Origin of the sequence: Streptomyces sp. NPDC015139 (assembly GCF_043079785.1) — a bacterium.
Classification (GTDB): Bacteria; Actinomycetota; Actinomycetes; order Streptomycetales; family Streptomycetaceae; genus Streptomyces; species Streptomyces albidocamelliae.
Map to the genome: position 1 here is coordinate 35,828 of NZ_JBIBUW010000016.1, position 12,162 is coordinate 47,989.

A 12,162-nucleotide genomic window follows, 5' to 3' on the forward strand; every position below is an offset into this window, starting at 1 on the left:
ACCTCAGGAGGAGGAATTCGATGCGAGGGGCCTACCACGAGGAGCTGGCCTCGCTCGCCGCCGGCCTCATGGAGATGAGCCGCCTGGTCGGCTCGGCGATCGGCCGCGCCACCACCGCCCTCCTGGACGCCGACCTCACCCTCGCCGAGAGCGTCATCTCCGGCGACACCGAGGTCGACGACCTGCAGCGGGACCTCGAAGACCGGGCCATCGCCGTACTCGCCCGGCAGCAACCGGTCGCGACGGACCTGCGGACCGTCGTCACCTCCCTGCGCATGAGCGCGGACCTCGAACGCTGCGGCGACCTCGCCGCGCACGTGGCGAAGCTCGCCCGGCGGCGCTACCCCGACCGTGCCGTGCCGGGAGACCTGCACCGCACCGTCCTGGAGATGGGACAGCTCGCCCAGCGCCTCATGGCTCAGGCCGCCGAAGCGCTCCTCACCCTGGACGTGGAGGCCGCCCTCCGGTTGGAGCAGGAGGACGACCGCATGGACGAGCTGCACCGCATGATCTTCCAGCACCTGCTGGACGACCGGTGGCAGCACGGCGTGGAGACGGCCGTCGACGTCACGCTGGTCGGCCGCTACTACGAACGCTTCGCCGACCACGCCGTCTCGTTCGCACGTCGCGTGGTGTACCTGGTCACCGGCGAGCACGCCGACGAGTACGTCCCCGACACCGACCCCACGTGAACGCCCGTCGCACAGACAGGGGTTGAGCGACCGGGCACTTCCTCGCCCGCACGGCCGACCACGGGCGCTCCACTCATCCTGAGCACGGAACGGCCACGAGACGTTCACACGGCGAGGTGGACGCGGCATGATGCATGCTGCAACGACATTCGTGTGGGGAGACGATGAGCAGAGCAAGAAGACGAGCACGCCTCGCACTCACCCTGCTGGGGCTGATCATCGCCGCGATCGGACTGGTCATCTACCTCCCGGCCGGCAGCGACAGCGTCACGGCCGACCAGGAAGCCATCGACGCGTCATCCGCCGACTGGGCCGACACCCTCGGCTACGAGGCCGACCAGTCCGCGCGGGACGCCAGGTTCGAGGCCGAGCAGGACAAGCGGATCGCCGAGGAGGACAAGACCTTCGGCATGGTGCTCATCGGTGTCGGAGCCGTGGTGTTCGCCGCCCGCTGGGCCGTACGCCCCGAGGCCGGTGCCACCGTCAAGTCGGCGCCGCCCATGCCCGTCTTCGCGCCGGCCGCACCGCCGTCCCCGGCGGACGAGATCGCCAAGCTGGCGGCGCTGCGCGATCAAGGCGTCCTCACCGACGCCGAGTTCGAGCAGCGGAAGCAGCGGTTGCTCAGCACGTGATCCCGGCCTCGTCTCCTCTCCTTCGCGGCGGGGCGAGTTGCACTCGCCCCGCCGCGAGGAGACGTCACGAGGGCTGTCCGGCGTCTACCTCCGCCACGGACCGGTGACCGCGAACGTGGTGCCGGGCGTGTAGCAGTTGACGTACATCGTCCGCCCGTCCGGGGCGAAGGTGACGCCGGCGAACTCGCCCCACTCGGGCTTGTCCGCGGTCCCGATGTTCTGGCGGCCCCGGGCCATCGCGTACACCTCGCCCTTGCGGGTCACGCCGAAGACGTGCTGGGCACCGTTGCCGTCCTCGCAGACCATCAGGCCACCCCCCGGGGCGAGGCAGATGTTGTCCGGGGACTCCCCCGGCAGCTGCACATCGGTGTCCGGGCCGAACACGACGACCAGGGTCAGTCGGCGGCGCGCCGGGTCGTAGCGCCAGATCTGCCCGTAGTGGTCGGCGGTGGAGCCGTCCGCGCTGCGGGCGAAGGACGACACGAAGTAGACGCAACTGCGGCCCCAGTAGCAGCCCTCCAGCTTCTGCGCGTGGGTGATGCCCCCGGGGCCGTAGTCCTGCAACCGGGTGGGGGTGGAGGCGGCCAGCGGATCGGGGACGTCCACCCACTCGATGCCGTCGAAGCGCGCGCCGGTCTCCTGGACCGTCGACAGGTCCGGAACGCCGGGCACCCGCATCGCCTGGAGCCGGCCGCCCGCGCGGAGCGATCCGACTCCGCCCAGCGGCCTGTCGGGGAGGAAGCGGTAGAAGAGGCCGAAGGGCTTCTCGAAAGCGTCCTCCGTCTCGTAGACCACGCCCTTGTGGGGGTCGATGGCGATGGCCTCGTGCTGGAAGCGGCCCATCGCCGTGAGCGGTACGGCGCCGGTGCGGAGCGGATCGGTGGGATGGACCTCGAAGATGAAGCCGTGGTCCTTGGTGTAGCCGTTGGTGCCCGCCCGGTCCTCGGTCTCCTCGCAGGTGAGCCAGGTGTTCCAAGGGGTGCGTCCACCGGCGCAGTTGACGGCCGTCCCGGCGATGGCGACCCGTTCGGACAGCACGCGCCGATCCGCGTCGAGTGTCAGAGCCGTACAGCCGCCCTTGCCGGCCGGGTCGTAGGTGAGACCTTCGACCGTGGGGACCGCGATCGCCGCGGTGACGCGGTTCTCATGGTTGCGGACGAGGTGGGTACGGCCCCCGCCGCCGGCGAACGCGGCCATGCCGTCGTGATGGGAGGGGACGCGGCCCTCTCCCGAGCGGAGTTGGTCGCCCTCGCGGGAGAGCACGTGGTAGCGGAATCCTTTCGGCAGATCGAGCAGGCCGTTCGGATCGGGGACGAGCGGGCCGTAGCCGGTGTGGCCGAGGCCGTGCGCGGCGGCGGTACCCGCGAACAGCTCGGACAGGGCGCCGGTGAAGGCGATCCCCGCCCCCAAGGCCCCTGTTCTGGCAAGGACCTGACGTCGTGTTGCGGACATGCGGCAGCAACCTTCCTGCTGGCGGACAGGAACTGTGACCTTGCGTGTCTACCATCTGCCACGGACCACGGGAACCACGCGCGTAGCGTGTGTCACGGACCGGGGCGGGCACCGGGCAATCGCCCGAGCGGCCCGCCGCGCGCTGTCGCTCGGTGCGCGACCGGCCCTACGGAATCAACTGGACCGGCCCGTTGTCCCCGCCCAGGTTCTCGCCGAACTCCGCTTTCGCGGACGGCGCCCTGAGGTCCACCGGGTTCTCAGCGAGGGCCTTGGCGGCCGTGAGGCCGGAAGCCGTGCCGCGCAGCAGCCACACAGCACCGCCGTTCACGACGGTACCCAGGTTCTCGCCCGGCGCGCCCGCGGCCAGGTCGGCCTTCCTGTCGCCCGTGACGTCCAGCAGCCGTACCGAACCGCCGAACAGGTCGCCCTTCTCCACCGCCCCCGGCACACCCGGGGTGTTCTGGTGGAACGCCTGCGCACCCGTGCCGGTCAGCCCGCTCCTTCCGCCCTTGAGCAGCACCACCGAGCCGGCCTTCGTCACCGTGCCGATCGCCTCGCCCGGGACGCCCACGGCGAGGTCCGCGTATCCGTCGCCGTTCGCGTCGCCCGCGCTCAGTCGCGCCCCGAACTGGTCGCCCTTCTCGCTCGCGCCGGGCACGCCCGGGGTCTCCTGGGTGATGGTCCTCGTGCGGGTCGTGCTGGGCCCGGTCGGCGAACCGTAGGAGATCCTGATCGTCCCGGAGTCCTCCTCCAGGTACGTCTCGCCGTTCGGGTAGACCCGGGTGGCGAGATCGGCGTAGCCGTCCTTGTCGAAGTCGCCGACGGCGGCGGCGTTCGCGGAGTTCAGCCGTTGTGGGACGGTGGACAGGCCGTGTTCCGTGCCGAGCCACAGCTTGCCGCCCTCGGCGTGGTCCTCGTAGACGTAGAAGGTCGCGAGGTCGTCGACGCCGTCGCCGTTGAAGTCGCCCGCGGCGGTGGAGCAGATCGTGTTGTCCGTGCTGAACACGGTCAGCCGTTGCTCACGGGCCGGTGCTCCGCCCCGGTCGAACGGACCGTAGAGCACCGCCCGGACGTCGTAGTCCTCGGCGTCGCTCAGGAAGAGGTCCGGGTGGCCGTCGCCGTCGAAGTCGCCGGCGGTGATGTCCTCGCCGACGAACGCGTTGGCGGGTGCGGGAACACGGACGGCGCCGGTGCCGGACAACCCTGTGGTCCGGCCCCAGAGAATGATCACCGAACCGCCGATGTTGTCGGCCGGCTGGTACTCGTGCGTGGCGACGGCGAGGTCGGTGATGCCGTCGCCGTCCAGGTCGCGGGGGAACAACTCGTAGCCGAAGCCGCTGTTGTCCGCGGAGGTGCCGGGCACACCGGGGGTGTCCTGGGTGATGACCGTGGTACGGGCCGGGCCGAGGCCGTTCGCCGAGCCGTAGCTGATCGCTATGTAGCCGGCCCAGGTGTGGCCGCCCACCGTGGCGGCGGGCGCGGCGACGGCCAGGTCCTGGAAGCCGTCGCCGTTGAAGTCCTCGCGCACCGGGGCGGCCGCCTCCCCCGCGGATGCGGTGCCGGCGGCGAGCGGCACGGTGAACGCGCCGATCAGCGCGGCGACTGCGGCGGTGGCGAGGGCCGGCCTGCGGATGCCCACGGTTCCTCCTGGGAGCACGAGATGTCGAAGCGCGCGTACGCGGGTGAGCTTCGACGGTGAGACACCCGGGACGAACGGATGGTTGTGCGGTGAACGGCGGATGAACGAGGGGGCGATCGCCGCCTCGGGAAGGTCTCCCGCGTGGGCGATCCGGTCCTGCCCGCGCCTTCTCGCCCGCCCGCTTCCGGTATGGTTGCGGGGTTCGTGTTCGGTCGGGAGTCGAGGATCAGGGAGGTGAGGTTGATGACCGTGTCGAAGGCCACCGTGCGTGCCCGGGTCTCCCTCGCGTCCCGGGCCGTGGCCTGATCCTGTCCGCCCTCGCCGAGAGCGTGAGCTCGCGGGGAAACCACACGAACATCTCCTGAAACGGATCTCCGATCGTCATGGGCAACACCTGGACCACGCGCGCCGAGACCGGCGCCGACATCGCCGCCGTCCGCGACATCAACCTCGCCGCCTTCCCCACCCCGGCGGAGGCCGATCTCGTCGACGCCCTGCGCGCCGACCCGACCGCCTGGATCGAAGGTCTCTCACTCGTCGCCGTGGACGCGGCCGGCCGCCCGGTGGGCCACGCCCTGCTGACCCGCTGCCACATCGACGACGTACCCGCCCTGTGTCTGGCTCCGTGCGCCGTCCGGCCCGAGCATCAGCGCACCGGCGCGGGTGCGGCGGCCGTCCGCGCCGCCCTGGCCGCGGCGAGGTCGGCGGGCGAACGCCATGTGGTCGTGCTCGGGCATCCCGCCTACTACCCCCGGTTCGGCTTCACCCGCGCTTCCGCCCACGGCATCGGCCTGACCATCGAGGTCCCCGACGAGGCTCTGATGGCCCTCGGCCTCGACGCCGGCCATCCGCTCCCCGGCGGAACCGTCCGCTACGCCGCTCCGTTCGGCATCTGACCCCACCGCTGCCGCGCGGGTCCGTGAGGACACCCGCGCGGCAGCGGCAGCGGCCGCGGCTGGGTTCGCCGGTCAGTCGGTGTGGCGCTGCGGCGGCGGGGTCATGGCCCAGCGGATGGTTCTGGTCAGTGCCTGGCCGGCGGGGCGTACCGCGAGGTCCTCGAGGACGGGGATGCGGGGCAGCAGCAGCATGCTCCGGGCCCAGGACGGGAGCAGTGCGACGGCGTTGGCGGCCAGGCCGGCGTAGAACGGCCGGGCCATGAGGGGGAGCGGCGGCTGGAGCAGCAGGAAGCGTGCCGCGGCTCGGGCCTCCCCGGTGGCGTGCAGTTCGGGCCGGTAGGCGGCGAGGCTGTGCCTCAGGCCTCGGAGGTCGCGGGGCGGGTCGGTCACGCCGAGCGACTCGGCGATCCGCGCGGTGTCGGCGACGTAGGCGTCGCAGGCGGCGGTGTCGAGCGGGCGGGCCCCGTAGTGCTGGTGGGCGCGCAGGAAACTCTCCGTCTGGGCGGCGTGCACCCAGCCGAGCAGGTGGGCGTCGGCCGCGTGGTACGGCGATCCGTCGCCCGTCCGCCCGCGGATCCGATCGTGGATGGCGCGGACGTGGTCCACCGCTCCCTGGGCGTCCTCGGCGGTGCCGTAGGTCGTCACGGCGAGGAAGGTGCTGGTGCGCTGCAGTCGGCCCCACGGGTCGCCCCGGTAGCCGGAGTGGGCGGCGACGGCGGCCATGGCGAGGGGGTGCAGGGACTGGAGCAGCAGGGCGCTGATCCCGCCGATGAACATCGACGCGTCACCGTGGACCGTGCGGATCGGACGGTCGGGGCCGAACCAGCGCGCTCCGGGGGTGCCGTGGATCCGGGCCCGGTTCACCGGCCCGTCGGGGCCCGCGACCCGGTGGAACAGGGCTCTGCCCAGGTGTTCACGCATGTCCGTCAGCATGGTGGCCTCCCGTCCTGCTGACAGTGTCCTGCGCCGGGGCGCGTCCTGGGGAGCGGGCGAGCCGGCCGGGTATGCGGCCGGGCGGCGCCCGTACCCGTACCCCTGACGCCCATACCCCCTACGTCTCCGTCTTGTACGGCGTCGCCGTGGTCCGGCGGTGGGCCAGCTGGAGTGCCGCGCCCGATGCCAGGAGGACCGCTAGGACCGCGTAGCCGTGGGTGAGCGTGGTGGACGCGGCTACGGCGGCCACCAGCAGCGGGCCGCCCGCGTCACCGAGTTCGCGGCCGAGTTCCGCCGCGCCCATGGTCTGGCCGATCCGCGCGGCCGGGGTGGCGGTGGCCAGGGAGGCGAAGCCGAGCGGGGTGATCAGCCCGGTGCCGGCGCCGATCAGGGCGGCTGCCAGGAGCACGCCGGTCAGGCCGGGCAGCATGGCGCAGACCAGGCCGACGGAGGTGGTCAGCAGTCCGGCGGCCAGGCCGGTGCGGGTGGTGAGTCGTCCGTCGTCCAGCGCCCGCCCGGCGCGGGGCTGCACCAGTGCCGCGCAGGCGGCGAGCACGGAGACGGCGGCGCCGGTGGCGACGGTGCCGAGACCGGCGACCCGACCGGAGACCGGCAGGAACCCCACCCCCACCGACAGGGCGGCGGTCGCCGCGGCGAGGGCCGCGGTGGGGGCGAGGAAGGAGGTGTCGGCCAGACGGCGGGCCAGATCGAACACGGTCTGCCGGGCCTTGGGCAGCGGGGGTACGACGGGGACGGCGAGCGCGGCCCACACGGCGACCGCGGCGCCGAGCACCGCCAGGATCGCGAACAGCAGCCGCAGGCCGCCGGCCCACACCAGGACGCCGCCGAGCAGGGGGCCGAGGGTGTAGCCGATCGACTTGTAGAAGCCGTAGCTGCCGAAGGCCCGGCCGTGCTTGGCGGCCGGGTTGAGCCGGGCGACCAGGGCGGAGGCGGACGGCGAGAACGCGGAGGCGGCGGCGCCCTGGCCGAGGCGGGCCGCCCACAGCCAGCCGGGGCTGTCGGCGACGGCGTACAGCGCGGAGGCTACGGCGAAGGCGATCAGTCCGCCGACCATGACGGGGCGGGCCCCGACGCGGTCGGCGAGGGTGCCGAAGACCGGCTTGAGGACGACCTCGGCGCCGTCGTACAGGGCGAGGAGTCCGCCGAGCACCAGCAGGGAGGTGACCGCGTCGGTGGCGTCACTGCCGAGGCTTGCGGCGATGCCGTGCGCGCCGAACGCCGTGGTGAACCCGGCGGCGTACAGCGGCCACATCTGCGGGGCCGGCGCACCGGCGGCCCGCGCACCGGCCGAGGCGCTCACTGCTCGCGCTCCGGGACCTGGTGCAGGGCCGCGAGATCGCGTTCCGCGTAGTCCTCGCAGGCGGCGGCGCACTGCTTGAGCCGTTCACCGGCGTCGGCCGCCTCGGGTGCGCGGAACACGTCGCGTGCGGTCAGGTCGCGGTGCCGGCGCCGCAGCCGCTCCATGGACTGCTCCTCTTCCTCCAGTGAGGCCAGGGTGACATCTTTCAGGTCATCGAGGTGTGTATGCCGTCAGCTTGGTGCCGGGAAGCCGGTGCTTCTTCCAGTGGCGGGCGTAGTGGGGTGGTCCGGAGTGGGCCCTGGTGAGGGCGGCGGCGGGTACGCGGGCGGCCCGGTGCAGCAGGGCGTGCGCGCTGGTGTTGCGGTTGTTGCCGCCGACGTTCGCCGAGGCGCAGCCCGCGTAGTAGCCGACGGGCGGCGCGAGTTTGCCGCTGACCACGCACGGCGGGGTGAGCCCGAGGCGACGCAGGTCGTGCGCGGCGGTGCGGTACTGGTCGGCGGTGGCGCGGGCGTCGGCCGCGTTGCGGTCGAGGACCTCGACTTGCGCGGACAGGTGCAGGGCGAGCAGGACGGCCGCCGCCGCCGCGACCGGGCCGCGCGCGCGGGGCGGGCGGACGGCGCGCAGCGCGTGTGCGGCCAGGGTGGCGAGCGGCAGGGAGAGCAGGGCGTAGGCCGGCAGCAGGAAGCGCGGTGCGGAGTAGTCGATGAGCAGCAGGTACGGAATGCTCAGCGCGGCGGCGCAGGCGACGGGCAGCAGGGTCACGGCGAGGTGCCGCCCGGTGCGCCAGGCCACGGCGCAGGCGATGAGGGCGAGGGCGGGCAGGGCCAGCCACCACAGGGTGAGTTCGGGGTGCCCGAGCGGCACGGTGCACGGGCGGCACAGCAACGGGCCGTTGAGGCTGCGCCAGGCCAGGCCGCCCGCCCAGTGGGTGCCCATGCCGCCCTCGGTGGCGCTGGAGGCGTGCAGCCGGGCGCCGATCCCGCCCCAGCGTACGTATGCCTCCGTGACCCACTGGGCGCTGCCCGCGGCGAGGCCGGCGGCCACGGCGAGCGCGGGTGCCGCGCGCCGCCGGGCGGGGACGATCGCGCAGGCCGCGAGCAGGGGCAGGGCGAGCCAGACGCCGTCGGAGAAGCGGAAGCAGGTGGCGGTCGCGACCATGGCGCCCAGGCCGAGCAGGTACCGTCGGCGCGCCCAGGAGCGTACGGCGCGCAGGAGGCAGCCGACCGCCGCCACAGCGGACAGGGCCACCCACAGGTTGGGCATGTCCTGCGGCCCGTACAGCACGGTGGTCCACAGACCGGCGAACAGCAGCGCGGCGAGCGCGGTCCGCCTGGGGCCGGTCAGCGGCTGCCAGAGGCGGTAGGCGCCGTACAGGGCGGCCGCGGACAGCAGTGCCAGGACGATCCGGAGCGCGGTGGTGGAGCCGGTGACGGTCAGCACAGGGGCCGCCAGGAAGCTGATGCCGCGCGAGCGTGGGGCGCTGAAGTAGGCGGCCGGGTTGCGTGGGTCGACCTGGGAGAGGTACACGGTCTCGTCCCAGCCGAGCCCCAGGTGCGGGACCACGAGGACGAGTTGGGCCAGGGCGTAGGCGGCGGCGACGAGCGCGAGCCACGGGACCGGGCGCGGCGGGCGGGCCCCGGCGGCGGGGCGCGGCCGGGTGAGCGTGTCCAGGATGGTCATGCGGTGAGCACCCCGCTTCCCAGCAGGCCGAGCAGCAGCGCGCCGACGGCGATCCGGTAGACGACGAAGGCGCTGAAGGTGTGCCGGGCGACGAATTTCAGGAGCCAGGCGATGGAGGCGTAGGCGACGACGAAGGACACGGCGGTGCCCACGGCGACCGGCAGTGGGCTCATTCCGGCGCCGAGCGCGTCCTTGAGCTCGTACAGGCCGGCACCGGTCAGCGCCGGGATGCCGAGGAAGAACGACAGCCGGGTGGCCGCCACCCGGTCGAGGTCCAGGATGAGCCCGGTGGACATGGTCGCCCCGGAGCGGGAGAAACCGGGGAAGAGCAGCGCGAGGATCTGCGAGGAGCCGACCAGCATCGCGTCCTTGAGGCCGGTGTCGTCCTCACCGCGCTTGTGCCGGCCCAGCCGGTCCGCCACCCACATCAGACCGGATCCGGCGATCAGCGAGCCGGCCACCACCCACAGCGAGGCGAGCGGGCCGTCGATGAGCGGCTTGGCCACCAGCCCGACGGCCACGACGGGCAGGGTGGCGTAGACGACCCACCAGGCGAACTTGTAGTCGTGGCGCCGGCGCTGCTCGGGGTCGACGATGCCGCGGCCCCAGGCGGAGACGATCCGCACGATGTCCTTGAAGAAGTACACCAGCACCGCGGCGATGGCGCCGACCTGGATCACCGCGGTGAACCCGACCACGGCCGCGTCGTCCACCGGGATGCCCATCAGCCCCTCGGTGATCTTCAGATGGCCGGTGGAGGAGACCGGGAGGAACTCGGTCACTCCCTCGACGATTCCCAGGACGGCTGCCTGGCCGATGCTGATCGCGCTCATGGAACCATTTCTGCGGTGGGCGGACATGTGCTGCTCGGGAGGGCACGGAACGGGGCTCGTACCCAGCGGTGCGCGGTTCAGACGCCCTCGTCAGGGGTGTGATCAGCCGCGCAGTCGGCGGAGGACACGGCCGGCCCGGGCGCGCCAGCGGGCCTTGTTGCGCTGCCGGCCGCGGGACCGGCACGTGGCGGTGAGCTCGGCGAACAGCTCCTCGTAGACGGCCGCGATACGAGCCGGGTCGAAGCGGTGCGCGGCGGTGCGGGCGGCCTCGCCCATGCGCCGGCGGCCGGACTCGTCGGCTATGAGGTGGCACAGCTCGGCCGCGAGCGCCTGCTTGTCGCCCATGGGCACCAGACGGCCGTCGACGCCGTCTTCGATGATCTCGGCGGGACCGAGCGGGCAGTCGGTGGCGACCACCGGCACACCGCACCGCATCGCCTCGACCAGCGTCATCCCGAAGGACTCGGCGTCGGAGGCGGAGGCCACGATCGATGCCCGGGCGAACTCGTCCTCGATGGGTGAGACCACTCCCATCAGGGCCGCCTGGCCGTCCAGTCCCTGTTCGTCGATCAGCCGCCGCAACCGGTCCTTGTCGGTGCCCGCGCCGTAGATGCGCAGGGACCAGTCCGGGAACTTCCCGGCGACCTCGCCGAAGGCCTCGACGAGCAGGTCGAACCGCTTGGCCGGCACCAGCCGTCCGGCCGCGGCGATCACCTTGGCGCTGCCCTCGGCGGGCGGGAGGCCGGGGTCGGGCACGCAGTTGGGGATGGCGAGGGTCCGCACGCCGGGCAGCGGCATCCGGGACCGGTAGACGGCGGCGTCGGCCTCCGTGGTGGTGACCACCGCGTCCAGGTCGCGGTAGTGCCGCGCGAGGTGGGCGCGCAGCCTCTTGCTGTGGGAGTCGTGGGTGAGGTGTTCCTGCGCGATGCGCAGGGCGCGCGGCGAGCCGAAGCGGGCCAGGTAGACGTTGACACCGGGCCGGGTTCCGATCAGTACGTCCGCCTCGCAGGCCCGCAGGTACTCCTCGGCGCGCCGGTCGGTGAGGCGGCTGTACTGCTTGTAGCGCTTCTCGGCAGCGGGGAAGACCTCGGCCGGCTGGTGCAGCAGCGGATCGGCCGCGTCGGCGCCGTGCTCGCGGGTGTCGACCAGGGGCACCACCGTCACCCTGGGGTCGACGGCGAAGCGGGGGCGGGCGCGGTGGCGCAGCATGGAGACGATCGTGACGTCGTGCCGGCCCGCGAGTGCGGCGGCCAGGTTGAGCGTGGTGCGGACGGTGCCGCCTATCCCGTAGACGTTGTGGATCAAAAACGTGATCTTCACGCCGCTTCCTCCCCGTTCGGCTCCGTGGTCGTGTGGGCGCGGCGCCTGGAGCGGAGCATCTCCAGGGCCAGCGGCAGGAGGGACACGGCGACCAGCGCGCCGACCAGCGGCAGCAGGTAGTGATCGACGTTCGGGACGCTGTTCCCCAGGGCGTAGCCGGCGAGCACCAGGCCCACCGTCCACACCAGTCCCCCGGTGATCTGCCAGAGGGCGAAGGTGCGCGCGGGCACCTGCGCGACGCCGGCCAGCGGGTTGAGCACGGTCCGTACCACCGGGATGAACCGGGCCAGCACGATCGCCTTGCCGTGGCCGTACCGGGTGAGCAGCGCCTCGGCCTTGGCCACGCCGTCCAGCAGATGCCGGTTGCGGCTGCGGCCCAACAGGGCCCGTCCGGCGCGGCGGCCGATGAGGTATCCGGTCTGGGCGCCGAGCAGTGCCCCGGCCACGGCGGCGGTGAGCACGCCGGGCAGCGACAGGTGGACGCCCGAGGACCGGGTGGTGCACAGCAGGCCCGCGGTGAACAGCAGTGAGTCGCCGGGCAGGAAGAACCCGATGAGCAGCCCGGTCTCGGCGAACAGCACCAGGAAGACACCCGCGGCCCCGACGGTCGTGAGGAGCGAGGTGGCGTCGAGCACGTTCAGGGCCTGGGGCACCCGGCGGTCCTTTCCTGCCCGCGCTGTCCTTCGGACCTGAGCGCGTGGCACACTCGGAAGGCGGCATCTTTTACACCGCCGTAGAAGTTCTACACGACTGTAGAAGATGAG

The 12,162-nt window shown here is 72.9% G+C and carries 12 protein-coding genes; 3 read left to right on the forward strand and 9 right to left on the reverse strand.

Features of this window, described 5'->3' with window-relative positions; all coding sequences use genetic code 11:
* Positions 1–20: 20 nt before the first annotated feature.
* Positions 21–692: a phosphate signaling complex protein PhoU gene (gene phoU / locus ACF08B_RS32810; protein WP_392320709.1), complete on the forward strand. Its 672-nt coding sequence runs from the start codon at positions 21–23 to the stop codon at positions 690–692.
* A 164-nt stretch (positions 693–856) separates the two neighbouring features.
* The gene (locus ACF08B_RS32815; protein ID WP_392320710.1) at positions 857–1,324 is read left to right on the forward strand and encodes an SHOCT domain-containing protein; all 468 of its coding nucleotides are present in this window, start codon (positions 857–859) and stop codon (positions 1,322–1,324) included.
* 84 nt (positions 1,325–1,408) lie between these two features.
* Here the strand turns inward: ACF08B_RS32815 and ACF08B_RS32820 are convergent, their stop codons facing one another.
* Both ACF08B_RS32820 and ACF08B_RS32825 read right to left on the reverse strand, forming a co-directional pair.
* A complete protein-coding gene (locus ACF08B_RS32820) occupies positions 1,409–2,776 on the reverse strand; it encodes an alkaline phosphatase PhoX (protein WP_392320711.1) in 1,368 nt (455 codons plus the stop codon).
* 166 nt (positions 2,777–2,942) lie between these two features.
* Positions 2,943–4,415 carry an FG-GAP-like repeat-containing protein gene (locus ACF08B_RS32825; protein WP_392320712.1) on the reverse strand — a complete coding sequence of 491 codons (1,473 nt, stop codon included), beginning with the start codon at positions 4,413–4,415 and terminating at the stop codon, positions 2,943–2,945.
* 383 nt (positions 4,416–4,798) lie between these two features.
* Between ACF08B_RS32825 and ACF08B_RS32830 the strand changes: the two genes are divergently transcribed.
* Complete coding sequence (locus ACF08B_RS32830; RefSeq protein WP_392320713.1) at positions 4,799–5,311, forward strand: GNAT family N-acetyltransferase; 513 nt, start codon at positions 4,799–4,801, stop codon at positions 5,309–5,311.
* Positions 5,312–5,383: 72 nt separating this feature from the next.
* On the opposite strand, the gene ACF08B_RS32835 is transcribed toward ACF08B_RS32830, so the two are convergent.
* The 7 genes from ACF08B_RS32835 to ACF08B_RS32865 all read right to left on the reverse strand — a co-directional run bounded on the left by ACF08B_RS32835 (position 5,384) and on the right by ACF08B_RS32865 (position 12,051).
* Positions 5,384–6,244, reverse strand: coding sequence for an oxygenase MpaB family protein (locus ACF08B_RS32835; RefSeq protein ID WP_392320714.1), 861 nt, complete (start codon positions 6,242–6,244; stop codon positions 5,384–5,386).
* 118 nt (positions 6,245–6,362) lie between these two features.
* Positions 6,363–7,517 (reverse strand): MFS transporter, encoded by a 1,155-nt coding sequence (locus tag ACF08B_RS32840; protein WP_392320792.1) that lies wholly within the window; start codon positions 7,515–7,517, stop codon positions 6,363–6,365.
* A 44-nt stretch (positions 7,518–7,561) separates the two neighbouring features.
* On the reverse strand, positions 7,562–7,774 hold the full coding sequence (locus ACF08B_RS32845) for a Chromate resistance protein ChrB (RefSeq protein ID WP_392320793.1): 213 nt from the start codon (positions 7,772–7,774) through the stop codon (positions 7,562–7,564).
* Position 7,775: 1 nt separating this feature from the next.
* Positions 7,776–9,245 carry a glycosyltransferase family 39 protein gene (locus ACF08B_RS32850; protein WP_392320715.1) on the reverse strand — a complete coding sequence of 490 codons (1,470 nt, stop codon included), beginning with the start codon at positions 9,243–9,245 and terminating at the stop codon, positions 7,776–7,778.
* The gene (locus ACF08B_RS32855) at positions 9,242–10,078 is read right to left on the reverse strand and encodes an undecaprenyl-diphosphate phosphatase (RefSeq protein ID WP_392320716.1); all 837 of its coding nucleotides are present in this window, start codon (positions 10,076–10,078) and stop codon (positions 9,242–9,244) included. The genes ACF08B_RS32850 and ACF08B_RS32855 overlap by 4 nt, the downstream gene beginning before the upstream one ends.
* 102 nt (positions 10,079–10,180) lie before the next feature.
* Complete coding sequence (locus tag ACF08B_RS32860) at positions 10,181–11,398, reverse strand: glycosyltransferase family 4 protein (RefSeq protein ID WP_392320717.1); 1,218 nt, start codon at positions 11,396–11,398, stop codon at positions 10,181–10,183.
* Entirely contained in the window at positions 11,395–12,051 is a 657-nt protein-coding gene (locus ACF08B_RS32865) for a DedA family protein (RefSeq protein WP_392320718.1), read from the reverse strand. The genes ACF08B_RS32860 and ACF08B_RS32865 overlap by 4 nt, the downstream gene beginning before the upstream one ends.
* Between the last annotated feature and the right edge of the window lie 111 nt (positions 12,052–12,162).